Origin of the sequence: Paenibacillus vortex V453 (genome assembly GCF_000193415.1) — a bacterium.
GTDB classification, from domain to species: domain Bacteria; phylum Bacillota; class Bacilli; order Paenibacillales; family Paenibacillaceae; genus Paenibacillus_AQ; species Paenibacillus_AQ glucanolyticus.
On the sequence record NZ_ADHJ01000043.1, the window covers coordinates 43945 to 65975 of the forward strand.

Annotated in this window: 23 protein-coding genes, 1 tRNA gene and 3 pseudogenes; 6 read left to right on the forward strand and 21 right to left on the reverse strand. The window is 48.9% G+C overall.

What is annotated here, in order from left to right:
- Positions 1-66: 66 nt before the first annotated feature.
- From PVOR_RS23410 to PVOR_RS23425, 4 genes are all read right to left on the reverse strand, one after another.
- The gene (locus PVOR_RS23410; RefSeq protein ID WP_040680919.1) at positions 67-498 is read right to left on the reverse strand and encodes a J-domain-containing protein; all 432 of its coding nucleotides are present in this window, start codon (positions 496-498) and stop codon (positions 67-69) included.
- A gap of 200 nt (positions 499-698) precedes the next feature.
- Positions 699-1712 carry a zinc-binding alcohol dehydrogenase family protein gene (locus PVOR_RS23415; RefSeq protein WP_006212003.1) on the reverse strand — a complete coding sequence of 338 codons (1014 nt, stop codon included), beginning with the start codon at positions 1710-1712 and terminating at the stop codon, positions 699-701.
- A gap of 23 nt (positions 1713-1735) precedes the next feature.
- Entirely contained in the window at positions 1736-2677 is a 942-nt protein-coding gene (locus PVOR_RS23420) for an aldo/keto reductase (protein ID WP_006212004.1), read from the reverse strand.
- 62 nt (positions 2678-2739) lie between these two features.
- Positions 2740-3600 carry an amidohydrolase family protein gene (locus PVOR_RS23425; protein ID WP_200860845.1) on the reverse strand — a complete coding sequence of 287 codons (861 nt, stop codon included), beginning with the start codon at positions 3598-3600 and terminating at the stop codon, positions 2740-2742.
- Positions 3601-3738: 138 nt separating this feature from the next.
- On the opposite strand from PVOR_RS23425, the gene PVOR_RS23430 reads away from it, so the two are divergent.
- The 5 genes and pseudogenes from PVOR_RS23430 (at position 3739) to PVOR_RS23445 (ending at position 7042) form a co-directional block, all read left to right on the forward strand.
- Complete coding sequence (locus tag PVOR_RS23430) at positions 3739-4611, forward strand: AraC family transcriptional regulator (protein ID WP_040680940.1); 873 nt, start codon at positions 3739-3741, stop codon at positions 4609-4611.
- A 60-nt stretch (positions 4612-4671) separates the two neighbouring features.
- The gene (locus tag PVOR_RS23435; protein ID WP_006212007.1) at positions 4672-5121 is read left to right on the forward strand and encodes a MarR family winged helix-turn-helix transcriptional regulator; all 450 of its coding nucleotides are present in this window, start codon (positions 4672-4674) and stop codon (positions 5119-5121) included.
- Positions 5122-5178: 57 nt separating this feature from the next.
- Positions 5179-5745, forward strand: a complete 567-nt coding sequence (locus PVOR_RS23440) for an NmrA family NAD(P)-binding protein (protein WP_006212008.1) — start codon at positions 5179-5181, stop codon at positions 5743-5745.
- Positions 5690-5992, forward strand: a complete 303-nt coding sequence (locus PVOR_RS32885; RefSeq protein ID WP_327196583.1) for a hypothetical protein — start codon at positions 5690-5692, stop codon at positions 5990-5992. The genes PVOR_RS23440 and PVOR_RS32885 overlap by 56 nt, the downstream gene beginning before the upstream one ends.
- A gap of 125 nt (positions 5993-6117) precedes the next feature.
- Positions 6118-7042 (forward strand): annotated as a pseudogene (locus tag PVOR_RS23445) (S66 peptidase family protein).
- 164 nt (positions 7043-7206) lie between these two features.
- On the opposite strand, the gene PVOR_RS23450 reads toward PVOR_RS23445, so the two are convergent.
- The 7 genes from PVOR_RS23450 to nrdR form a co-directional block, all read right to left on the reverse strand.
- A complete protein-coding gene (locus tag PVOR_RS23450; RefSeq protein ID WP_160164031.1) occupies positions 7207-7440 on the reverse strand; it encodes a hypothetical protein in 234 nt (77 codons plus the stop codon).
- 537 nt (positions 7441-7977) lie between these two features.
- Positions 7978-8316, reverse strand: a complete 339-nt coding sequence (locus PVOR_RS23455) for a DUF1801 domain-containing protein (RefSeq protein WP_006212010.1) — start codon at positions 8314-8316, stop codon at positions 7978-7980.
- 30 nt (positions 8317-8346) lie between these two features.
- Positions 8347-8844, reverse strand: a complete 498-nt coding sequence (locus tag PVOR_RS23460; RefSeq protein ID WP_006212011.1) for an SRPBCC domain-containing protein — start codon at positions 8842-8844, stop codon at positions 8347-8349.
- A gap of 83 nt (positions 8845-8927) precedes the next feature.
- On the reverse strand, positions 8928-9236 hold the full coding sequence (locus PVOR_RS23465; protein ID WP_234973081.1) for an SRPBCC domain-containing protein: 309 nt from the start codon (positions 9234-9236) through the stop codon (positions 8928-8930).
- Positions 9237-9528: 292 nt separating this feature from the next.
- Positions 9529-9780 (reverse strand): hypothetical protein, encoded by a 252-nt coding sequence (locus PVOR_RS30820; RefSeq protein WP_148246691.1) that lies wholly within the window; start codon positions 9778-9780, stop codon positions 9529-9531.
- 801 nt (positions 9781-10581) lie between these two features.
- Positions 10582-10654, reverse strand: a tRNA-Ala gene (locus PVOR_RS23480).
- Between the two features lie 175 nt (positions 10655-10829).
- On the reverse strand, positions 10830-11303 hold the full coding sequence (gene nrdR / locus PVOR_RS23485) for a transcriptional regulator NrdR (RefSeq protein WP_006212015.1): 474 nt from the start codon (positions 11301-11303) through the stop codon (positions 10830-10832).
- 148 nt (positions 11304-11451) lie between these two features.
- Between nrdR and PVOR_RS23490 the strand changes: the two genes are divergently transcribed.
- On the forward strand, positions 11452-11679 hold the full coding sequence (locus PVOR_RS23490) for an alpha/beta-type small acid-soluble spore protein (protein WP_006212016.1): 228 nt from the start codon (positions 11452-11454) through the stop codon (positions 11677-11679).
- A gap of 67 nt (positions 11680-11746) precedes the next feature.
- On the opposite strand, the gene PVOR_RS23495 is transcribed toward PVOR_RS23490, so the two are convergent.
- The 10 genes and pseudogenes from PVOR_RS23495 to PVOR_RS23540 all read right to left on the reverse strand — a co-directional run bounded on the left by PVOR_RS23495 (position 11747) and on the right by PVOR_RS23540 (position 21979).
- Positions 11747-12313, reverse strand: a complete 567-nt coding sequence (locus PVOR_RS23495; RefSeq protein WP_006212017.1) for a lytic transglycosylase domain-containing protein — start codon at positions 12311-12313, stop codon at positions 11747-11749.
- A complete protein-coding gene (gene coaE / locus PVOR_RS23500; RefSeq protein ID WP_006212018.1) occupies positions 12310-12909 on the reverse strand; it encodes a dephospho-CoA kinase in 600 nt (199 codons plus the stop codon). Before coaE ends, PVOR_RS23495 begins: the two co-directional genes overlap by 4 nt.
- A gap of 9 nt (positions 12910-12918) precedes the next feature.
- Positions 12919-13662, reverse strand: a complete 744-nt coding sequence (locus PVOR_RS23505) for an MntP/YtaF family protein (RefSeq protein ID WP_006212019.1) — start codon at positions 13660-13662, stop codon at positions 12919-12921.
- A 121-nt stretch (positions 13663-13783) separates the two neighbouring features.
- Positions 13784-14620 (reverse strand): DNA-formamidopyrimidine glycosylase, encoded by an 837-nt coding sequence (mutM, locus tag PVOR_RS23510; RefSeq protein ID WP_006212020.1) that lies wholly within the window; start codon positions 14618-14620, stop codon positions 13784-13786.
- Between the two features lie 167 nt (positions 14621-14787).
- A pseudogene (gene polA, locus PVOR_RS23515) lies at positions 14788-17449 on the reverse strand (DNA polymerase I).
- A gap of 144 nt (positions 17450-17593) precedes the next feature.
- On the reverse strand, positions 17594-18253 hold the full coding sequence (gene phoU, locus PVOR_RS23520; protein WP_006212021.1) for a phosphate signaling complex protein PhoU: 660 nt from the start codon (positions 18251-18253) through the stop codon (positions 17594-17596).
- 53 nt (positions 18254-18306) lie between these two features.
- Positions 18307-19062, reverse strand: a complete 756-nt coding sequence (gene pstB, locus PVOR_RS23525; RefSeq protein ID WP_006212022.1) for a phosphate ABC transporter ATP-binding protein PstB — start codon at positions 19060-19062, stop codon at positions 18307-18309.
- Positions 19063-19111: 49 nt separating this feature from the next.
- The gene (gene pstA / locus PVOR_RS23530; RefSeq protein WP_006212023.1) at positions 19112-19987 is read right to left on the reverse strand and encodes a phosphate ABC transporter permease PstA; all 876 of its coding nucleotides are present in this window, start codon (positions 19985-19987) and stop codon (positions 19112-19114) included.
- A pseudogene (gene pstC, locus PVOR_RS23535) lies at positions 19988-20882 on the reverse strand (phosphate ABC transporter permease subunit PstC).
- Positions 20883-20980: 98 nt separating this feature from the next.
- The gene (locus PVOR_RS23540) at positions 20981-21979 is read right to left on the reverse strand and encodes a PstS family phosphate ABC transporter substrate-binding protein (RefSeq protein WP_006212025.1); all 999 of its coding nucleotides are present in this window, start codon (positions 21977-21979) and stop codon (positions 20981-20983) included.
- Between the last annotated feature and the right edge of the window lie 52 nt (positions 21980-22031).

A 22031-nucleotide genomic window follows, 5' to 3' on the forward strand; every position in this document is an offset into this window, starting at 1 on the left:
GAACCCTATTGTCTATATTCAGAAGAGACCTTGAAGCTGATTGCTTCAAGGTCTCTATTTGCAATTTTACTCCCATTTGTCGTAGGCTGCCTGCAAATTCATTCCGGACAGGAGTCCTTTTTGCAGCTGCGGATTCGGAACCATCCGGTTGTACTTCATAATTTTTTGGTTGATGGCCTCCAGCTCAGCCTCCGGGATTGCATTTGGCTCCGGACGACCCAGGAGCCGCTTGATGTCGGCGGCGATTTCTTTTCTCAGCTCAATCCATGCCGGCTGGTAATTCGCGTTTTTCATGATACCGGTTAATACATCCCCGTCTTCGATCTTGATTGGCTTTCCCTTCAACGGCAAATCGTCAAAGCCGCCTTCTCTTGCAAACTTGTCGACCGCCGATTCCAGAAGCCCGCTGCTGGTCGACACAGGACGCCGTTCTTTTTCTTGATGCTGATCTTCATCAGCTGCAGAAGCAGATTCCTTTGGGTCCTTGTTCACATCCATCTGCTTCACCTCCTTTTTTTCTCCTACCGAGGGAATGAACATGACTCCTTCTTTAACTCATTCTGCATAACCATCGTCATGACCTGTAAAATGATCGAAAAATATAACATTTTCTCATCCGTAAATGGAAGAACCGGTGTGGAATGAATTAAGCTCATATACTTCTTCTGAACCAGGCTAATACGTTGAGTAAGGATGGTTCAAAGCTCCACCATCGCTTTGATCACCTTGGCGGAAGGATGCATCCAGCCCTGAAATTCACGGATCAATTCTTCAAATCTGCACCGATGAGTTATGTACGGTTCTACATCCAGCCCGCCGTCCGAGATCCGCTTCATCACCTCATTGAAATCATCCTTGGTTGCGTTACGGCTGCCCATCAGCGTCAATTCCCGTTTATGAAATTCAGAATCCCGAAATGAGATTTCTCCTTGAATCAAGCCGACATACACCAAGGTCCCCCCGTGGGCAACCATATGAAAAGCGTTGGTCATGGATTCCTGGTTTCCTGTTGCGTCCAAAACGATGGAGGGAAATTCTCCTCCTGTTAGCGCCGAAAGATCGGATAGTTCCTCTCCAACCTGAATCGTATGATCTACCTTCGCCCAGTCTTTGCAAAAGGCCAGTCGATCGACGTTTGTATCCATGGCGATAAGGGTTGCTCCCATCGCTTTGGCACAAACCATGATCCCAAGTCCAATTGGACCGGCTCCGATCACCAAAACCGTATCCTTGCTGGTTACATTCGCCCGCTTAACGCCATGAGTTCCAATGGCTAACGGCTCTATCAAGGCCGCCTGATCCAAAGACAGCCCTTCGGTCCGCATCAAATGGGAAATCGGAACGGAGATGCGCTCGCGCATGCCGCCGTCGAGATGCACGCCAATCACTTTCATGGATCGACAACAGTTTGTTTTGCCTCTCAGGCAAGACCAGCATTCTCCGCAGTGTATATAAGGAATGACACAGACGGTGTCCCCGACCTTCAATCCCTCATCGTTAACTCCGACCTTTTCAATCACACCGGATAACTCATGACCGAGAATTCGCGGGTACGTGAAAAAAGGCTGATTACCGCGGAAGGCATGTAGATCCGTACCGCAAATTCCGATTCGCTTGATGCGGATGATGGCTTCTCCGTCGAGTAATTGTGGCTCAGGCAAGTCCTCCCGGTATTGAAATTCCCCAATCCGATTACACACAATTCCCTTCACTTCTAACTGCCTCCTTCTCTTGATCAGTGGATGCCTTCATTGTATTCCGGACGGCCGCTTGTCCAAGTCCGCCCTTGTACGGGCTCCAATATGTTCAACACTTCGGCTAAGACAACAGGATCCAGCGACTCTTCACTCCAAGCAGCATTACGCTTTATATTGTCAGGGTTAGCCGTACTGACCAGCGTTGTCGGTATCTGTTCATTCGAGGTTGAGAACTGCACAGCTAGTTTCGCAATATCCACTCCGGCTTTGGCGCAATATTCGGACGCACGTCTGCAGGCTTCCTTGATCTCCGTTGAAGCCGGGTGCCAGGACGGCGCTCCTCTGGGACCAAGCAATCCCATGGATAAGGGAGATGCATTAATAAGGCCAACTTCTTTGTCGTTAAGCAGCGGCAGCAAACCGGTAAGTGTCTGATCGTTCAAAGAATAATGGCAATAAGAAATGATGACGTCCACTTGCACTTGGGGCAGCAGTTTCTCGAACAGCTGCAGCGGCAGACCGCAAATCCCGCCAAACCGGATTGTCCCCTTCTCTTTTAGATGCTGGAGTGCAGGAAGAGCCTCCTCGATAATAACGGATGCGGGAACGAACTCTATATCATGCAGAAAAAGAATATCCACGTAATCGGTTTTAAGTCGTTTCAAGCTCTCTTCGGCACTGTCGATAATCCGCTTGGACGTGAAATCAAAATCATGCTCGCCATACCGGCCTGCTTTCGTGGACAGGATAAACTTGTCCCGGGGTAATTGTTGGATTGCTTCGCCCAGCACGCTTTCCGCCTTCGTCAAGCCGTAATAGGGGGATACATCGATCAAATTGATGCCCGCATCAACGGCTGCGTGCACGGTTCGGATTCCCTCGCGGTCGTCCGTTTCCCGAAAGACGGAGCCTAGCGAAGAAGCTCCGAAGCTTAATACGGAAACATCGAGCCCGGTACGACCTAACTTACGATATTTCATGATGAAAACACCCTCCCTATTCATAGATATATCGATTCATGAGCTGCCCGGCAGTATCCCAGCTATTCTTCCAGACCGTCACCACGAACATCCTTAAGCTTGTAAAACGCCTTGGCATTCAGGCCGAACAATCGGGCATATTCCGCCTCTCCCCATGATTTCGGCAGAGCTTCGGCCAATACGTCAACCACTTGGCCATATTCAGCCGAAAGCAGGCATACGGGCCAATCGCTGCCGAACATGACCCGCTCAGGACCGAACATCGCTGTCACTTTATGTACATACTTATTAAAATCCTCCTGACTCCATCGGCGATGCTCCGCCTCGGTTACCATGCCGGAGAGCTTGCAGTAGATACTCGGAAAACCGGCAATTTGCTTCAGGAGGCTCTCCCAAGGCTCGATCCGTCCGCTCCGGATCGGCGGTTTGCCCAGATGATCGACAACTCCGCGGATGCTGGGAACATGTTGGATTAGCTTCAGCAGCGGTTCCAACTGGTGACTCAGAACAAGAAAATCAATTGGAACCTCCTCCTTGGCATATCCACTTAATGCTTCGATGTATGACGGCTCCAGGATCACCTGGGCATCAGGCATATCCTGGATCATAATACGAAAGCCGATAAATTTCGGATGTTTCCGAAATCGCTCGTAATGCTGCCGGTGTTCGGGATCGAAGAGATCGATCCATCCTACCACTCCGAGAATGGAAGAATCGTGATCCGCGAGCGACAATAGATAGTCCGTCTCTTCCATGGTCGGTGCCGCCTGGACGGTTATACTGCCGTCAAACCGGTGCAAATCCAAATGCGGCTTCAGATCAGAAGGCAGGAAGTTTCGATAAAGCTCTGGAATATCCGGCTTGATCCATCCATAATCTCCTCGTTCTATCAGCCAATAATGCTGATGGGCATCCACTCTCATGAACATCCCTGCCTTTTTGATGTAATGTTTGCTATTTTCATTGTATGATCAAAGTCTGTGTACAAATATAGCGTGGAATTGCAATTTTATAACTTATTTTGATATTGTGTTTCTATTAGAAGGTAAGGAGCGATGATCATGACTCCCCTGCGCAAACCATTTAAAGGGGACCCCCTGTTTCCGATGGAATTGGTTTATCGGACTACAAAAAGCCCCGAAGTGGAGCTGCCTCATCATTTGCATGATCTTTACGAATTGGTATATGTGTACCAGGGAAAGGGCACTTTTTTTATTGAAAACAAGCTGATGGAGAAAAAAGCAGGCGACCTTTTCATCATCCCCGGAAACACGATTCACAGCTCTTTCCCTGACCCGGATGATCCGATTATTTCGAGTGCTTTATTCTTTGCGCCTTCGCTCGTCTTAGGTGCGAATGGAAGCGATCTGCAATATGCAATCCTTTCTTGCTTCGACGTTGCTCAAAAATCAGGATCTTATCGTCATGAATTACCCAAGTCGAATCAACAATATATCGAGGGTATGCTAAAAAGGATCTCGGAAGAGACCCGACTTGCTCAGTTGGGTTTCCGCGAGGCGCTTGTGCTCTTGCTGCGCTCCTTACTGCTGCATATCAATCGCTACATCAGTACCTTGTCCGCAGAACAGCCGGCCCACTCACAGATCGGCCCCTCCTGGTTGAGGAATTCCATCCAATGGATTCATGAACATCTGGATCAACCCATAGGACTAGCCACTCTGTCGGCCCATGCATCGGTAGACCCGGCCCATTTTTCCCGTATGTTCAAGAAATATACCGGTTTGCATGTTACGGGTTACATCAATGCCAAACGAATCGCCCGTGCTAAAGAGCTCCTGCTACACCACGAGAAATCTATCGGACAAATCGCTGAAATCTGCGGGTACGACACCCTGACTCACTTTCATCGAAATTTCAAAACGTTGACGGGAATGACTCCCGGAGCGTATAGGAAGCAGGTAATTGACAGTTGACCCATTTAGAATTATATTATTTATAGTTAAGCACTTAACTAAATAGGGGATGTGATCTCGTTGAATGACGACCTGCAACAATACGTGCTGGATTTGCCGCTGCCGACCCTTGCTTTCTTCACGTTGGTGGAAACAACGGCAAAGCTGGTCGACGTATCCGAAAGCTACTGGAAGGCACAAGGGCTGAACGGAGCCAGAATACGTATATTAGTTGAACTTATGAAAGAGGGAGGAACCATGCTTCCCTCCAAGCTGGCACAACAAATCGGAGTAACCAAACCCAATATCAGCCTGCTGCTCACCCCCTTGGAAAATGAAGGCTTGATTCGGCGGGATAACCATCCCCGGGACGGTCGAAAATCGGTTATCAGCATTACAAATGAAGGTCAGCATTTATTAATCCACAACCTGCCTGCGAACAGGCAGCAAGTTTCAGCTAAGATGAACGTGCTGAATGACGAAGAATTAAAGCAGCTACTGGCCCTTCTGCGTAAATTAAAGGAGGCGTGACGGTTTTTCACGCCCATTTGGTTAAGCACTTAACTAAAATCAAAAAGGATGATGGCAATGTCAATCGTAATTACAGGAGCCAATGGCCGGCTCGGCAGCCTCATAATCCAAGAGCTTCTTCACCATGTTTCACCTGATCAAATCGTTGCTTGCGTTCGGCGTATGGAATCCGGAAAATCATGGGAGGACCAAGGAATAACTGTTCGTTTCTGCAACTACGACGAGCCCGCCTCCCTGGAGAAGGCCTTCGTGGGTGCTTCGCGGCTGTTGTTCATCTCTAGTCCCCATCCCGATGATACCGTTCGTATGCGGCAGCATGCCCATGTGATAGAAGCTGCAAAAAAAGCGAACGTTGGCCATATATTCTATACCAGCTTTGCCTTTCCCGAACATAGCGACATTTCACTGACCCATTTGCATTTGGCAACGGAACATGCCATTCGCACAACCGGAATTCCGTATACTTTTCTTCGCAATGGCCTATATATGGACTTTATCGAAGCACTCGATGTGAATGCGTCCATTCTGACAGGAAATCTTCGTATCCATCCGGGGTCGTGGAAATTCAATGCGGTTACGCGCTCCGATCTGGGAGCCGTCCATCGCGGCAGCATTATCCGGTGAGGGCCATCTTAATAAAACGTATGAGCTTGTGGCGCCTGACGTTTGGACCTTCAGCGATGTAGCCTCCACTCTTTCAGAACTAACGGGCAGAGCGATATCCCTATGTCCCACCAACGAGTTACAGCATTGGATATTCAGCTTTTTAAGAAAAATCGATACGGCTTCAACTTCTGGCGATCTGGAGAATTTATTGGGACGCCCGTTAACAACGATGAAAGAAAGCATGAAAGCTTATGTCGGGCAGTGATTAGATCCGACTGACGATGAATCGACATTTCCCCTTCATTGAGTACTGTGAAACCAACGTACCCAATATAATTAAGCAATACGGGAATACGATGGCCCCTGGGACTCAAGGAAGGAGGCAGGAATATGCCGATACGTCCGCCCATATTGCAGAGAGGCGATACCGTTGGAATCGTTACCTTGGGCAGCCCGCTCGATGCCAACATCATCAATGCACGGATCGAGTATTTACGAGCCATGGAGTTCAATGTCGTATTGGGCCAATATGTATATGCCCAAAACGGGTTTCTGGCCGGAACAGACGAACAGCGGGCATCCGATTTAATGATGATGTTTCAAGACGATCAGGTGAAAATGATACTGCCCACAAGAGGCGGCACCGGAGTAGCCGGAATCCTTCCATACCTTGATTATCATGTGATCCGGAACCATCCGAAAATCTTGACGGGCTACAGTGATATAACGGTACTATTAAACGCATTGCATCAATTCGTGGATTTAATTACGTTTCACAGCCTCTTGCTTATCGACTTCAAACCCGAGACGCCCTCCTACAATTACGACCAGTTTTTTGCCGCGACGTCCCTGTATTCATTAACACGGCCCATCCAGAACCCCCCCCGAGATGCCTCTGATCAGCCGAGTTCCGGGCAACGTTACGGGGCCGCTTGTGGGCGGTAATTTAACCTCGTTTGTAGATACGCTTGGAACGCCTTTCGAAATCGATACACGGGGCAAAATAATCGTTCTTGAAGAAACGCATGAACCGACCAATACCGTCTACAGGTACTTGAACGATTTGAAACTCGCTGGGAAATTCCGTGACTGCATCGGCATTATTACGGGGGAATGTACAGGCTGCCAGGCTGCTTACGGCAAATCCTACGAGGATGTCATCAACGAGTTCATTGTGCCGCTCGGCAAGCCGTTGATCACAAATCTTGCCACGGGTCATGGTTTGTATAAAGCAGCTCTGCCGATTGGCGCCTTGGTTAATCTCGATTCCATTCTTAAGACCATAACCGTGGTTGAACCTACGATCAGTACATAAAGCTCGTTGCATGGCCCTCGCTTCATCCCCATGCTGCCCATGCGCAGCGAGATATTAATGAAAAAAAGGCAGTTGATCATTACGATCAGCTGCCTTCATTTCTATGTGATGCTGCAGGTAAACTCATAGCTGCGCTACAGATGGGCAATCCCTTCACACCTGACTTATTTCACGTAAAATGTAGCGTCTCTTTGATCCCATGCTGTCGAGACCGGAGAAATTTCCAACACACCGTCCCGGTGTATTTTCCGTAATCTTATTTTCTGAAAACCTAGCTTGGCATAGGCATAGGTAATAAATGTATTTTTAAGATACTTCTCCTCTGTCTGTTTCTTGCTATCTTGTTTGTGCTTTCTTTCTGGATGAAACTTTTCGCCTAAAGCTTCTTCGAGTTGCACTTTCAATCTGCTGAATTCCGATTGTGAAATTGGACAGTTAATATACATAGTATCTATTCCGATATTGACCATATATAAAATTTCTTGTATAGAACTACTAATTAAAGATAGATGCATAAGGAAAATGCCATCTGTAGGAAGGCATACTGGTGAAGAAGGGTTACATTATTTAAGCATTATTCATTTGTTTGGTTTGCAATAAAAAAACACAACAAGGACGGCGACCATCGCTGTCCTTGTGAATATTTCGGTAGCGGCAGAGCCACTTGGTTAATTAGTGAGAGCCATGATGTTATCGAAATAGAGCCCAGCAAGTTAATAAGGAGAGCCATCAGAATATGAGGGTTCTCCCATTTTCAATTTTCAACTATCGTGCCCTTTTGATGGGCCGTTTACTGCGTGATGCGAGACTTCGGAACTCACATCGGAAACTTGCACCGATTTAACCTCTCTTTCGATAAAAATAAAGAGAGTGAGGAACCTTATCTCCACTCTCTCTCTTTGCTTATATCCTCTAAAAAACTGCTACTTTCCCAATTACAACGACTCGGATGCTTGCTTCAGATAGCCGGACAATTGGGCCAGATCCGGCTTATCTCCTTCGCGCAGCTTGATCCACTTCCGTTCGGCCGGACCCTCGAAGCCTTTCGGAAACGCCATGCCGACTGTATTCATGATCATAAATGCAATTGCATCTTTCGAAGGTGAGATGACGGCAGCAAACTGCCCGTTCTTCAGAAAATGCGGTTTCTTGTATTGAATCTTCTCTTCCGCTCCGGGAATCGTCTCGTGGACCATATGCCGAAGCTGACCGCACAATTGAACTTGCCATGGCGAGGACAGATTTTCAATAAATGTGGATACTTCTGGGTTCATTTTCAACACGTCCTCTCTTATCAATGGATATTAGACTTCCTGTTGCAACTTGGCCAAATATTCGGCGTAACGTTCCATGGACGCAATCGCGCCTTGCTCCGCACCGGAAGCCAGTGAGCCTTGAAGGGCTTCAGCAGAGACGTATTCCGTGCGCATCGTCAATTTTGATTTACCGCCTTCAAGCTGTTCAAACGAGTCGAAAATGACGGATTCGTGCTCGTTATACGGAGCCACGTCAAAAATCATCGTATAGTTCAGTCGCTCGGGCTTCACAATTTCGCGATACGTACCGATGATAGGAAACTCGGTCCCATCCGGACCCAACTGAACATATCGGTAGGTGCCACCCACTCGCAAATCGATCTCGCAGGCATGGAGGGGTACTCCGCCGTGACCCCACCAGCGGGACACATGCTCCGGCTTTGTCCAAGCATCCCACACCAACTCGCGCGGTGCTTCGAAAATACGCTCAATGATTAATGCTTGTCCTTCTACTCGCGTTGTTGCTTTATTTGCCTGTTGACTCATCGTGTTTTTCCTCCTCATTTGGGTAGGTAATAGGGTTCTGCTCAGATTTTATCCCATTTTTTCCAATATCGCCAACACAGTAGTTAACGGTTCAAGTTTTGTTCCAAGAACGCATCGAGTTGACCAAATGTCCCGACGAATCCTTGCTGTACATGCGGGCGCATGCTCTCAAAGGTGGCGCGTTCTTCCTCAGTGGCGTTAAACGGACCGCCTCTTAGCGTAAGCTTCGTCTTTCCTTCGCTTTCGATTAACATCAAGTGGTTGATCACTTCGAGCGGCCACGTTCCGCTGAACGGAGCCCGGATCGTGTTGCCTTCTTCATCGGAATACGATTGGATGAAGTCTGGATAAATCAGCATTTGGATTAACGTCGCGTGAAAACTCCAATCCATTCATACGCGCGATTACAAAGGATTCGCTATACGAAAGCAAACACGGGACTTCTGACCAATGCTCCCAACAACAGGACGACGGCAACAATCAAGAATGCCGACTTCTTCAGACCAAATCACTCCTTTTTCATATTATTTTCTGTTCATTTTGAATATACCTATTAAGGAATATACCTGTCAAGGAATATTTGGTATTTAAATTGACCGCACTTTCATTAATCGCGCCGAAGCGCGAAAGGCCAAGAATTTTACAGAATACCTCATGTCGTAGAAGTGTGCGCTTGACGAAGGCTTAAGCCGTGATTAACCATGTCTCGGACGATTCAGCGCGGCAACGTCTGCCGAATACGAAATAGAAGAGGCCTAAGCTGGCAACTTGTAAGACCGCCAGCACGAGCCAGATATTGCTGAAGATCAAGCCCTGCGTTGCGGGTGATCCAAAGAGCGGATTCCATGCTGGAATCGCCGATCTGCTGAGGTCCGTCATCTTGCCATAGATCCCGATTGCCATCCCTTGCGCGATGAAGTTGACCATTGCCAGCATCGAACATTGCGAGGAACAAAGCCTATGAATTGCTAAATAGTGGCGAAATCAAGTCGATAAAGATGAAGGGCTATCGAATTCCGAAGATAGCTGTCAGGGATTACGTACTGTCGCAGGCAAAAATAACAATGGGACGCTACAAGGAATTATCAGAAGGAGATTAAAATAAGCCGCGCATTTTGCTGCGGCTCCGCTGGCTCGTACTATAGAGTCTATGATTTGATTGTGTGTACGAAGTTAGGCACTCTTGTAAATCCACGCAACTTGCTTCGAACGTTCTATGATTTGACGAAGAAAGCGAAAGTCCCTAAAATAAAGGAAATCCCTGGGCATTCAGACATTCGAGTGACCTTCGACATTAATTTCCATATTTAACCATCTATTCATAAGGAAACCACACATCAGTATGGCAACATGATTTTCGGGTCGCAACTTGAGAGCAAAGAAAAGGAGGTTTTAATCGCTGCCGACACGGGTAGCTCGTTAGAATTTGATTCTGAATCGTTAAACATGATTCAATAATTCATCCTCAACTTACTGACCGCCTTTCATCGGAGCATTTAGAACGGAGTAAAAGTAAATCACCCTGCCTCCAAAAGAGGACAGGGCGATTGTTTGTGATCGAGAAAAATAAAATAAAGGTCTGAGCGGAGTCCTATTTGCCTCGCAAAAGATGAAATAGCATTAAAAAAATCCTTAGTGTGACCAAACGTGTGACCACGCGCTCAAATCATATCTAAGCATAGCAAGAACCCGCCAAACACTCGAAAATCCCTGTGTTTAGCGGGTTCTTTTTAGTTATGGAGCCTAGGGGGATCGAACCCCTGACCTCATCGCTGCCAGCGATGCGCTCTCCCAGCTGAGCTAAGGCCCCGTAAGCGACTTCTATATCATATAAAATATCAGCAGGCCTGTCAACATTTTTTTGGCATTTTATGAAGACAAGCTGTACTTCTTTTACTCTCTATATAATGTCACTTATCATGATGAGGCTGCGGAGCCATCCTAACATCGGTATAGTACCGTCTCCCTAAAAAACCACGACGCTCTTACAGCTCCTGTACGTCCGTATCCTTGGACAGCAGGCTTTTCAATTCCTTCATAAACATATTGATATCCTTGAACTGCCGATACACGGACGCAAAGCGGACATAAGCTACCTCATCCACGGGATATAACCGTTCCATCAGCAGCTCGCCGATCTGGCGGCTCTCCACCTCGGCTGCTGCGGTATTGCGCAGTGCTTTCTCCACATCCGACACAATCATATCCAGCTGGTCGACGGATACCGGACGCTTCTCGCAAGCCCGAATCAAGCCACGAAGCACCTTCTCCCGGCTAAACTCTTCACGGCTACCATCCTTTTTAACGACAATCAGGGGCGTTTCCTCCACCATTTCAAAGGTTGTGAATCTTTTGCTGCACTGCTCGCATTCCCTGCGGCGGCGGATGGATTTATTTTCGTTGGCCGGCCTGGAATCCAGCACTTTCGTTCCGGCATAACTGCAATATGGACATTTCATAAAGTCATCTTCACTTCCTTTGTTCTTCGCATATTTAACCTGTAACTACATTCAGAAAAATTTACCAGCAAAACTTTTGTCTTTTATGTTATGAAAATGCGAAACCCGAGACATAATACTTTTACCAACTCAAGGAGGTGAACTTAACATGGCACAAAGCAACAACAACTCCAACAACCTGGTTGTTCCTCGCGCAAACGCTGCTCTTGAGCAATTGAAGTACGAGGTAGCTCAAGAGCTTGGTATCTCCATCCCACAAGACGGATACCAAGGTAACATGACTTCCTACGAGAACGGTTCGATCGGGGGATACATCACAAAACGTCTTGTAACCCTGGCCGAGCAACAATTGGCTGGTCAATACTCCGGTCAATAATTGATTCTTCCTTAAAAAAGGAGTGTTGGCGGCTCGATGTAAGAGCCTGTCCAGCGCTCTTTTTTCATTAAAAACCGCCCTTATATACGTCCGTATATTGATTATAATAATAAATTACTCGCTGTACATAATGCCTGGTTTCCCCAATGGGAATACTCTTCACATTCTCATAGGTTCCATCCCACATACCCTTGTTGATCCAGTTCTTGACGTTCCCGGGGCCGGCATTATAGGCCGCAATCGCGGCAATCGGATTGCCGTCCATCTCTTTGTGCAGGCTCTGGATATACCAGGTGCCCAGCTGGATATTCGCGTCCACTTCATTCTTTACGCTCAGGAGGTTCACTGATGGCAGCTTGGCCATTTCCATCGCCCAATTGGCCGTATCCGGCATCAGCTGCATAATGCCAAGCGCGCCCTTCTTGGACTCCTTGCCCGGCTTAAAATTGGTTTCCACCCGAATGATGGACGCCACCAGGAATGGATCAACCTCATAGTAATCTGCATGCTTCCGGATCTCATCTTTATAATGGATCGGGTACAGGAGCGTCATCCAGTTGGAGCTCAGGAACAGAAGCGCTACAAAAGAAACAAACAGCAGAAGCAGCACTCTTTTTTTAAGCAGCCACTTCATATTTGAACCATCCTGCGCCACAGGTTGTCCACCTGCAGCTGTGTCTCGACTAGTGAGCCGCTGTTGTCGATAAGAATATCCGCCAGCGACTTCTTCTGTTCGATATCCATCTGGCTGCTTAAACGTGCCTCTGCCGCTTCTCTGGTAAGAGCATCACGATTCATCAAACGCTCAAGCTGCAGCTCTCGCGGTACATAGACAACCGCTATCTGCTCAAGAAAAGGATATTGCTCCCTCGCCTCCAGCAGCAGCGGAATATCGGCCACCACGAGCCGATCCGGATGCTGGCGTTCGTACGCTTCCGTCCGTTCCCGGATTTCCTGCCGGATCGCAGGATGTGTGATACCATTCAGCGCCGTTCTCTGCTCGGGATTATGAAATATGATTTCTCCGAGTTTTTTTCGATTCAAGGTACCGTCCTCAAACAGGATATCTTGTCCAAAATGTTCGGTCACTTCATCCAGCACCGGATGACCCGGGAGCATCACTTCCCGGGCGATGATATCCGCATCGACGAGAAGCGCTCCCTTCATGGCCAACATAGAGGACACGGTGCTTTTGCCTGTTGCAATTCCTCCGGTTAAACCGATATTCATGACTTCACCTCATAACAGCTTCATTATACCCATGACGATTAACAAAAAAGCGGGCAAATAAGAGATAAATCGCATTCCGCCCTTGGAAGCAAAACGTAAACCGATCCTCATGCCCATAACGAGGAATATCCCGCTAAACAATGCAACCACAGCCGCCGTACCCAGCGGCGAAAAACCCAGCATCGCTGCGCCAAGTCCAGCTCCGAACGCATCAAGCGATAACGCGATCCCGAGCCACATCGCCTCCCAGGGAGAGATGCTGCCGGAGTCATCCAGATCCGCCTTTGTCGGACTGCGCAGAATTTGAATGACAACGCCGATCTTCGGAATCTCAAGAGAGAATACAGCCTTCTGAAGCTCCTCTGGTTCAGCTGTGCCAGCCCCACCGTCGATGGACTTCCTTTGATTTAAAGCAGCCTGTGCTTCCGTAAGGGATTCGGAAATCCCCGAAGCAGAAACCGGCTGCGCTTCAGACTCGCTTCTTCTGCGGACTTGCTGATAGAGGGACCACAAACCCAGCAGAATCAAAATGGCAGCTCCGATAACGGATGCCACAGATGGGGATAAGAACCGCTGTAACAGAGCACCCGCCTGCATGGAGACGCCTAGCACCAGTCCGGAGCATAGCGAGATGATTAATACAGACAATAGCGGTATCCTTGTTTTGCGCAGACCGTATGTAACACCCGCTCCAAAACCGTCCAGACTTAATGCCATGGCCAGCAGCGCAGACGAGAAAATATGATTGAGCACCCTTTTCCCTCCTCCGAAAGCGCCATAGACAGCTGCTCATTCATAAAGAGAGCAGCTCCATGCGCTCCACATATGTTCCACATTATATGTGTGAGAAGGGGAATGGGTGCACGCCTATATTTTATTGCTTCTGGACCGGTTGGCATTTCGGGCAATAATGGGTCCCGCGTCCACCAACAACCATCTTATGAACCGGACCACCGCAAGCATGGCACGGCTTGTCCTTACGCCCATAAATCTGATGGCTGTGCTGGAACATGCCCATCTCGCCCTGTCCGTTGACGTAGGATTTAATAGAGGAGCCCCCAGCGTTTACGGCCTCGGACAATGTATCCACAATGGCATGGTACAATCGCTTCAGCTCCGCATCCTTCAAGCTGTTCGCGCTGCGCTCCGGATGAATCTTGGCCCGGAACAAAGCCTCATCGACATATATATTGCCGATTCCGACCACATATGCCTGGTTCAGCAGCACAGCCTTGATCTTTGTTTTTTTGCTGCCAATGACCTGCTTGAAGGTTCCTAACGTAAATGTGTCATCAAGCGGCTCGTAGCCTAATTTGGCAAGGGGAGCATGCTTGAATTCTTCCCCGGGCGCAAACAGATGCATCGTACCGAATTGGCGCACGTCCTTATAACGCAGCTCTGTGCCATCCGAGAAATGGAATATGACATGGGTATGCTTCTCTACAGGTTCCTCGGCCCTATATAATCCATATCGGCCTTCCATCCGAAGATGGGAAACGAGGACCAGCCCGTCCAGCAGTATCCGCAAAAATTTGCCTCGGCGCTCCACCCCTTGCACGGTGTGATCCTTCAGCATAAACGCAAACGCCTCGGCATCGTCGGGACGTTGAATAATCCGCGGCAAATGTACGGAAACTTGATCTATGTGCTTACCTTTAATCAATTGGTTAAGTGTTCGTTTAACGGTTTCTACTTCCGGCAATTCCGGCATAATGACTTCACCTCATGTACCATTATACCGGAAGTTGGGACACAGCGGGACCATGGTTTTGTGGAAAGGTATGGTGCATAATCAGCCCCCTCTTCACGCCATGATCCCTTAGAAACGTCCCCATCATCTGTAAGCAAGCTGCCTGCGAGGCAGAGCCTGCAGCACATCTACTTCGCTTCGTACCAGTTCTCTCCGTAGCTGACTTCCGATTTCAGCGGTACCGACAGCTTCAATGCATGACTCATGACTTCCGGAACCAATTCCTTCATGACCTCCAGCTCATCCTCCGGCACCTCAAACACCAATTCATCGTGTACCTGAAGCAGCATGCGGCTCTTCAATTGGCGTTCATGCAGCGCTTTGTCCATATGGACCATGGCAAGCTTGATAATGTCCGCCGCGGTTCCCTGTATCGGCGTATTCATCGCCGTACGCTCCGCGAAAGAGCGCAGGTTGAAGTTGCTGGCGTTGATCTCCGGCAAATAACGTCGGCGTTCCAGCAGCGTCTTCACATAACCGTCCTGCTTCGCCTGCTTGACGATCACGTCCATATAGCGGCGTACGCCCTGAAACACCTCGAAATACTGGTCGATAAACGCCGCAGCTTCCTTCCGGGTAATGTTCAGGTTCTGGGACAAGCCGTAGTCGCTAATGCCATAGACAATCCCGAAGTTAACCGCCTTGGCGGATCGGCGCATATTTGAATCCACCTCATCCACGCCGACTCCAAACACATCCATCGCAGTCTTGGTGTGAATGTCCATATCTTGAACAAAGGCTTCCTTCAGCCGCTCATCATCCGAAATATGCGCAAGCACACGAAGCTCGATCTGGGAATAGTCGGCAGCCAGAATGCTCCAGCCGGGCTCCGACGGCACAAAAACTTTACGCAGCTTGCGCCCTTCCTCCAGACGGATCGGAATGTTCTGCAAATTTGGATATTGGCTGCTCAGACGGCCCGTCGCAGCTATTGTCTGACGGTAATATGTGTGTACTTTCCCGGTCTGTGCCGAGATTTCCTTCAGAAGGCCTTCCACATAAGTAGATTGCAGTTTAGCCAGGGTACGATACTGCAGGATCAGGCGAACGATATCATGATAAGGCGCCAGCTTCTCCAGCACTTCAGCATCCGTGGAATAACCGGTTTTGGTCTTCTTGATGACCGGCAGCTCCAATTTGACAAACAGTATTTCTCCCAGCTGTTTAGGCGAATTCAGGTTGAATTCTGTTCCGGCAATCTCGTAAATCTCTTTAACGAGTTTGTCGATCTGCCCCTCGAACTCACGCCCCAACTCCCTCAGAGCTTCCGCATTCACGGCAATCCCCTGCTTCTCCATATCGGCAAGAATGCGGGAAAGCGGCATCTCCAGATCATGGAAGAGAGGAAGCATTTCATTTGCTGCCAGCTCCTTCTCCTGTACCGGGACAAGCTCCGTGACGGCCAAACATTTTCTAGCCATATGTTCGCTAAGCTTCTCCAGCTCGGGAACCTTGTATTTTGCCCCTTTACCAAACACATCCTCATCGGCTTGAAGATACGCGAGTCCGTATTTGGAAGCCAGCCCGCTGAGGCTCTGATTTGATTCCGTCGGATCCAGCAGGTAGGCCGCCAGATGGACATCAAATGCCGCCCCTGCAAAAGCAATACCCTGCCAGTGGAGCGCCAGATCAATCCGATGCAAATCATAACCCCGTTTTTGGATTTCACTATCAGCAAGCCAAGCACGGACAGGCTCCGCCTCCTCCGACTTCAGAACGTCAAACGGAATATAGTACTGCCGTTCCGCTGTTGCCAGCGCAATCCCGATCACCTCTGCATGATGGGGATTGTCTCCGTGCGTCTCGACATGCAGCATAGTCACGTGTTCAAGAATGTCAGCAACGCCGGCTAGCTCCTTCGTGCCTACAATTGCCACATCAATCTTCGCTTCCGGCTTCGCCTCCGCTGCATCACCGCTGATCCCGCTCGTGCTCAGGTTCAGCCTTTCAATCAGGGATTTGAACTCCAGCTTCGCCAGCGCAGGTCCGGCCGTTTCCTCATTCAAGCCTGCAAACGCCATATCATCGAGCGACTGCTCCAGCGGAACCTCGCGGAAGATCGTAGCCAGCTTCTTACTGAGAATGGCGGAATCCGCATGCTCTTCTAATTTTCTCCTTCATCTTGCCCTTGAGCTCATCGGTCCGCGAGATCACAGCCTCTACCGAGCCGAATTCATGCAGCAGCTTCAGCGCTGTTTTCTCGCCCACGCCTGGAACCCCTGGTATGTTATCGGAAGCATCGCCCATAAGCCCTTTTAAATCGATAATCTGTTCAGGGGTCAGATCGTAACGCTCCTTGATCTGCTCCGGTCCATAATACTCGATATCTGTAACACCCTTGCGGACCATGGCAATCGTTGTATGCTCGGAAGCCAGTTGAAGCATGTCCTTATCTCCCGATACAACCATCACTTTACGGCCAGCTTCATCAGCCTGACGGGTAATGGTGCCGATGATGTCATCCGCCTCATAACCGCCGATTTCAAATTGGGGGACACCCAAGCCCTTAAGCAGCTCTTTAAGCAGCGGGAATTGTCCCGACAGCTCAGGCGGCGTCTTCTGACGTCCACCCTTGTAATCCTGATAATCCGCATGCCGGAACGTTTCCTTGCCAGCATCAAAAGCTACCATCATATGTGTCGGTTTATGCTCTTCAATCACCCGAAGCAGCATGGTGGTAAAACCGTAAACCGCATTCGTCTGCTGCCCGCTTGCATTCGTAAGCGGCGGCATTGCAAAGAATGCACGGTAAATGATATTATTTCCATCAATTAGAATCAGCTTGTCCATAGAACACCTCGCACCCATATTACTTCCTTCCCACATGATAACATAGGTTACCGCTAATTCCGAACAATCCGTTCGATTAACGGTGAATTCAAGATTTCACGCAAAAAAACGCCGGCTTTCGCCAGCGTTTCCCTGTAATCGCGCTTATTGATTGAGGTCAGGACGATGCCCTGTAACGAGATATACGGTACTCTCGCCAATATTGGTTGCATGGTCGGCAATCCGTTCGATGTAGCGCCCCACCATGATCAGCAGCATGGCTTGATTGGCCGAATCCGGATCAGAAGTCAGATGCGCATAGAGGTCCTGCAGAATGACGCTGTATAGATGATCAACCTGATCATCGTCCTGAGCCATTTTATAAGCCAGATCTGTGTTTTCGGTTAGATAGGATTCGATCGATTCTGAAACCATCGCCCGCACCAAATCCGACATCCGTGGAAGATCCACGAGCGGCTTAATCAGCTTCTGTCCTTGAAGGCGGATCGTAACCTTGGCAACGTCTCGAGCCAAATCGCCCATACGCTCCAAATCGCTTGCAATGCGGAAGGCCACCAAAATCCGGCGCAAATCCTTCGCCACAGGCTGCTGGGTTACAATTAAGCGGGAGCCAATCTCCATGATCTGCTCTTCCATGGTGTTTAACTGCGCATCGTTCTTGATAACGGCCTGTGCTTTCTCCGTATCCAAGGTCTGGAGAGACTGTACACTGCTGGCCAGAGCTTCCTCCATATGTTTGCCCATATCCTGCAGCAGGGTCTTCAGCTCATTAAGCTGCTGATCAAACTCAATTCTCCGGATCATGTGTGACGCTCCTCCTATCTGCTTTTAAGAAAGATCATTTCGATATTGAATCATTACCCGAAGCGGCCCGAAATATAGTCCTCGGTACGCGCATCGGATGGTGTAGAAAACAGTGTATCGGTGTTTGCGGATTCTACCACTTCACCATTCAGGAAAAATACCGTCTGCCCGGATACACGGGCAGCCTGGTGCATGTTGTGCGTTACCATGACAATGGTGTAGTTGCTCTTCAGCTCTTGTACCAGCTCTTCAATCTTCAGCGTTGAGATCGGGTCAAGCGCCGATGTTGCTTCGTCCATCAGCAGAATATCCGGTTGCACGGCAAGCGCCCGGGCAATGCACAGACGCTGCTGCTGGCCGCCAGAGAGGCTCAAAGCCGAGCGCTTGAGATAATCTTTGACCTCATCCCACAGAACGGCTTGTTTCAGGCTCTGTTCCACGATTTGATCTAGCTGGGCTTTGTTGCGGATGCCATGCAGACGCGGCCCGTACGCGATGTTGTCATAGATTGATTTAGGAAACGGATTCGGCTGCTGAAATACCATGCCTACCTGTTTGCGCAATGCTTCAACGTGCACCTCTTCGCTGTAAATTTCCGTCCCGCCAATTTGCACGCTGCCTTCAATCCGGGTGGAAGGAATCATATCGTTCATCCGGTTCAACGTACGCAGCAGAGTGGATTTACCACATCCGGACGGTCCGATGAATGCCGTCACGGTTTTCTCCGGAATGTCCAGATCTACATTTTTCAGGGCGTGGTACGTGTCATAATAAAGGTTTAGTTTCTCAATTTGTATGATGGATTCCATATCTTATTCATGTCTCCTTTTTCACGATTAGATCTGCTTATAGCCTCTCTTAGATGTTCTTCGAATACTTATTCCGGATCCACACGGCTGCAATGTTCATAATGAACAGCATGATGAGGAGCAGAATGATACCCGAAGCTGCCAGCTCGTGGAAAGCCTCACTTGGTCTTGATACCCAGTTAAAGATCTGGATCGGCATGACAGTAAACGAATCAAGCAGATTCTCCGGCAAGAAGGCCACGTACGTTAAAGCACCAATCATAATCAGCGGCGCGGTTTCGCCGATCGCGCGAGACAAGGCCAGGATAACCCCGGTCATAATTCCTGGAATCGCTGAAGGCAGCACGGCGCTGGATACCGTTTGCCATTTCGTTGCCCCAAGGGCATACGAAGCGTCCCGCCGATTCTTAGGTACGGCACGAAGCGCCTCCTGAGCCGCAACGATAATAATCGGAAGCACGAGCAAGGTCATCGTTAATACCCCTGAGAGCAGACTGCGGCCAAGGTTCATCCCACGCACAAAAATCGCAAGACCCAGGATACCGTATATAATAGAAGGAACCCCTGCAAGCGTACTGATATTCAACTGAATCAGCCGAACCCAGCGGCTGCGTCCCGCATACTCTTCAAGAAAGATTGCCGCACCCACACCCAGTATAAAGGACAGCGGCGCCATGAGCAGCAGCAGGTAAATCGTGCCGACAATCGGCGATTTCAAGCCAGCTTTATCCGCAATTCGTGACGGAAAGTTGGTGAACAGCTCCGGTGAGAGCCTGTGAACGCCATCCATCACAATCGTAACAATCAAAGCCATCAAGGCCAGAATACCAATGCTGGTACAAGCCAGAAAAATAATATGCAGCGTCTGGTCACTTCGACGTCTCCGGTTGATACCTTTGCTATCCCCCAGATTTAATTGTTCCATCTAGTATTCCTCCCTGAAACGGCGAGCGACCCACTGCGCCAGTATATTAAGCAAGAAGGTGATGACAAACAAAGTCAGACCTACTGCAAAAATCGTACCGTATTCGATCGTTCCGCGCGGAACGTCACCCATACTTACTTGAACAATATAAGAAGTCATCGTCTGAATGCTTTCCAGCGGATTCAGTGTCAGCTGCGGGGTTGCACCGGCAGCCACCGTTACGATCATTGTCTCGCCAATCGCGCGCGAGAACGCCAATACAAAGGATGACACTACGCCCGATAGAGCGGCAGGCAGCACAATTTTCAGCGCAACCTCAAACCGGGTAGCTCCCAGCGCATAAGCGCCATGACGCAAACTCTTCGGTACAGCTCGCATGGCATCTTCACTTAGCGACGATATCATCGGCAGGATCATGATCCCGACCACAATACCGGCACTAAGGGCGTTGAATATACCCATGTTGGGAAAAATCTTCTGAAGGAATGGCGTTACCGTTTCGAGCGCAAAGTATCCATATACAATCGTCGGTACACCGGCCAATACTTCAAGTACTGGCTTTACAACCCCCCGAACCCGGGCAGGAGCGTATTCATTGAGATAAATAGCGCATGCCAAGCCGATAGGCACTGCGAATAAGACCGCAATGCCTGTAATCAGCAATGTGCCGCCCAGCAAGGGCAGCACGCCGAATTCTTTTGGAGGGAGAATTGGACTCCATGTCGTTCCTGTCAAGAAGGACCATACCGGCTACTTCCTTAAAGAAGATCACGGATTCCTGTAGAAGCGTATATACAATACCGATGGTGGTAAGCACCGAAAGCATGGCACACAAGCCGAGCAGAACTGGAATGATTTTATCTGAGATGCGTGTTTTGCTTCGACGGAATGTCATGCTTTTAGTGCTTCCCGCCACGGGTGAAGTTTTGTTCATTCTCCTCTTCCCTTTCTATGGGTCGCCCGGAGGGAACCCTCCGGGCATCTAGTCTTTAATTATTTTGCCAACTTGTCTATTTCTTCTTGATACTGGTCATCTTGAAGTGGTACGAATCCAACTTCGCCAGCAAGACTAGCGGCATTTTCAAGGTAGAAGTTCATGAACGCATTCACTTCTGGACGCTCAAGCTCTTTGTCATTCACATAGAGCAGCAGCGGACGGGACAATGGAGCGTAACTGTTATCCTTGATCGTTTCGATGCTTGGAGCTACGGTAGCTGTTCCGTTATCAATCGGAACCAGTTTCAACTTGTCTTGGTTCTCTTCATAGAAGGAGAATCCAAAGTATCCAATGGAGTTCTTGTCACCGGCAACGCCTTGAACAACTGCGTTTGTATCGGCACTGAACGTAATTTGCTTATCATTTCTGCTTGACTGTGCTTCACCATTAATCGCTTCGGTGAAGTAATCGAATGTTCCGTGATCCGTACCTGGCGAGTAGATTTTAATTTCTTCTGCGGGCCATCCCTCGCGAACGTCAGCCCATGTTTTCACGGTGCTGTTTGGTTCATAGATTTTTTTGAGCTCATCCACGGTGAGTTTATCTACAAATTCATTGCTAGGGTTAACAACAACGGACAATCCGTCATAGGCTACCAGAACTTCGTGATACTCAATGCCGTTGGCTTTTGCTTCTTCTGCTTCGGTATCTTTAATTGGACGGGAAGCATTGGCCACTGCGATTTCACTGCTGTTAAAGCGTTTAAAGCCAGCACCTGTTCCGCCTGTTCCAATCGGAATACGAACATCCGGGTTTGCTGCACCGAACTCTTCAGCAATCGCTTCGGTCAAAGGATGCAGTGTGCTTGAGCCGTCAATTTCAATTGTACCTGTCAAAGCTGTTGTGTTCTCTTCGTTTTGCTGTGCTGAACCATTGTCTGTATTTTCCCCTGTAGCACTGCCGGAAGTACCTCCGCCACATGCTGCCAGAAGCGTGCTCAGCATTAACACCAATACCAGAATACCTGCTGGTTTACGACCCCATTTTCTAAACAAACGAATCCACTCCTTCAAAATGGTTGTTGTCTCTACTTTCCTACTCACAATA

What these genes read in the sequence shown, in the direction of transcription:
- PVOR_RS23410 (WP_040680919.1), bottom strand. Translation starts at nt 498, where the DNA reads ATGGATGTGAACAAGGACCCAAAGGAATCTGCTTCTGCAGCTGATGAA.
- PVOR_RS23420 (WP_006212004.1), bottom strand. Translation starts at nt 2,677, where the DNA reads ATGAAATATCGTAAGTTAGGTCGTACCGGGCTCGATGTTTCCGTATTA.
- PVOR_RS23425 (WP_200860845.1), bottom strand. Translation starts at nt 3,600, where the DNA reads ATGAGAGTGGATGCCCATCAGCATTATTGGCTGATAGAACGAGGAGAT.
- PVOR_RS23430 (WP_040680940.1), top strand. Translation starts at nt 3,739, where the DNA reads ATGACTCCCCTGCGCAAACCATTTAAAGGGGACCCCCTGTTTCCGATG.
- PVOR_RS23440 (WP_006212008.1), top strand. Translation starts at nt 5,179, where the DNA reads ATGTCAATCGTAATTACAGGAGCCAATGGCCGGCTCGGCAGCCTCATA.
- PVOR_RS32885 (WP_327196583.1), top strand. Translation starts at nt 5,690, where the DNA reads ATGCGGTTACGCGCTCCGATCTGGGAGCCGTCCATCGCGGCAGCATTA.
- PVOR_RS23455 (WP_006212010.1), bottom strand. Translation starts at nt 8,316, where the DNA reads ATGAACCCAGAAGTATCCACATTTATTGAAAATCTGTCCTCGCCATGG.
- PVOR_RS23460 (WP_006212011.1), bottom strand. Translation starts at nt 8,844, where the DNA reads ATGAGTCAACAGGCAAATAAAGCAACAACGCGAGTAGAAGGACAAGCA.
- PVOR_RS23465 (WP_234973081.1), bottom strand. Translation starts at nt 9,236, where the DNA reads ATGGATTGGAGTTTTCACGCGACGTTAATCCAAATGCTGATTTATCCA.
- PVOR_RS30820 (WP_148246691.1), bottom strand. Translation starts at nt 9,780, where the DNA reads ATGCTGGCAATGGTCAACTTCATCGCGCAAGGGATGGCAATCGGGATC.
- nrdR (WP_006212015.1), bottom strand. Translation starts at nt 11,303, where the DNA reads ATGAAATGTCCATATTGCAGTTATGCCGGAACGAAAGTGCTGGATTCC.
- PVOR_RS23490 (WP_006212016.1), top strand. Translation starts at nt 11,452, where the DNA reads ATGGCACAAAGCAACAACAACTCCAACAACCTGGTTGTTCCTCGCGCA.
- PVOR_RS23495 (WP_006212017.1), bottom strand. Translation starts at nt 12,313, where the DNA reads ATGAAGTGGCTGCTTAAAAAAAGAGTGCTGCTTCTGCTGTTTGTTTCT.
- coaE (WP_006212018.1), bottom strand. Translation starts at nt 12,909, where the DNA reads ATGAATATCGGTTTAACCGGAGGAATTGCAACAGGCAAAAGCACCGTG.
- mutM (WP_006212020.1), bottom strand. Translation starts at nt 14,620, where the DNA reads ATGCCGGAATTGCCGGAAGTAGAAACCGTTAAACGAACACTTAACCAA.
- phoU (WP_006212021.1), bottom strand. Translation starts at nt 18,253, where the DNA reads ATGATCCGGAGAATTGAGTTTGATCAGCAGCTTAATGAGCTGAAGACC.
- pstB (WP_006212022.1), bottom strand. Translation starts at nt 19,062, where the DNA reads ATGGAATCCATCATACAAATTGAGAAACTAAACCTTTATTATGACACG.
- pstA (WP_006212023.1), bottom strand. Translation starts at nt 19,987, where the DNA reads ATGGAACAATTAAATCTGGGGGATAGCAAAGGTATCAACCGGAGACGT.